Source organism: Vibrio sp. 2132-1 (assembly GCF_033344315.1).
In genome coordinates, this window is record NZ_JAWPON010000162.1 from 1 (window position 1) to 900 (window position 900).

1 protein-coding gene and 1 pseudogene are annotated in these 900 nt (G+C 45.6%); both read left to right on the forward strand.

The genetic code is table 11. From position 1 onward, the window contains the following. The first annotated feature begins 101 nt into the window (after positions 1–101). Complete coding sequence (rhtB, locus tag R8N47_RS24145) at positions 102–719, forward strand: homoserine/homoserine lactone efflux protein (protein ID WP_005459098.1); 618 nt, start codon at positions 102–104, stop codon at positions 717–719. Positions 720–743: 24 nt separating this feature from the next. After that, positions 744–900, forward strand: a pseudogene (locus R8N47_RS24150) (histidine kinase); the annotation flags it as partial.

Sequence of the window (900 nt, forward strand, 5' to 3'; positions counted from 1 at the left end):
TTGAGTATAAGTCAAAGGTGAATGGTTAGTAGCCATTAGTCGATTACCTGAAGATACATTGTAGACGCGATGTATCATCGAAGAATTAGTGAGGAAATGCAATGGATACCCACGTTTGGTTGGCCTATGTGGTAACTGCAATCGTTTTTAGTTTGGCTCCGGGTTCTGGCACGGTTAACTCAATCAGCAATGGCTTGAGTTACGGCACGCGCAAATCGCTTGGCGCGATTGTTGGTCTGCAAATCGGACTCGCGATTCACATCGCCTTGGTTGGCGCTGGCATCGGTGCGCTGGTGGCGCAATCGGCAACTGCGTTTACTATCATTAAATGGGTAGGCGCGGCTTACCTTGTATGGTTGGGTATTCAGAAATGGCGTGATACTTCAGGCTTGATTGCCAATGAGAGTCACAAAGAGATGTCAGGTAGCGCATTATTGTATAAAGCCGTTTTAATTAACCTGACTAACCCTAAATCGATCGTCTTTTTGGTGGCGTTGTTCCCACAGTTTATCGACCCTGCAAAAGACCAACTGACGCAATTGTTGGCGCTAGGGGTGACGACAGTGGTAATTGATGCGTGCGTAATGTTGGGTTACACCACGTTAGCGGCGCAGATGGGACGCTTTATCCGTTCAGACAAGATCATGGGTAAAATTAACAAAGTATTCGGTTCAATGTTTATGGGTTGTGGCGCATTATTAGCGGCTGCAAAATCCTAAGCCATTTATAGGTAGTTCTATCGCATGAATACAACGTATGTCGCTCGTCAGCCGATTTTTAACCGTAAAAGACAGACGCTGGGTTATGAATTGTTATTTAGAGATGGAGAAAGCAACGCCTATCCCGCTCATATCGAATCAAACCGAGCGACATACCGATTAATCGTCGAGAACTTTCTAT

Excerpts from the sequence above, each read along its gene's own strand:
- rhtB (WP_005459098.1), top strand. The coding sequence starts at position 102 with ATGGATACCCACGTTTGGTTGGCCTATGTGGTAACTGCAATCGTTTTT.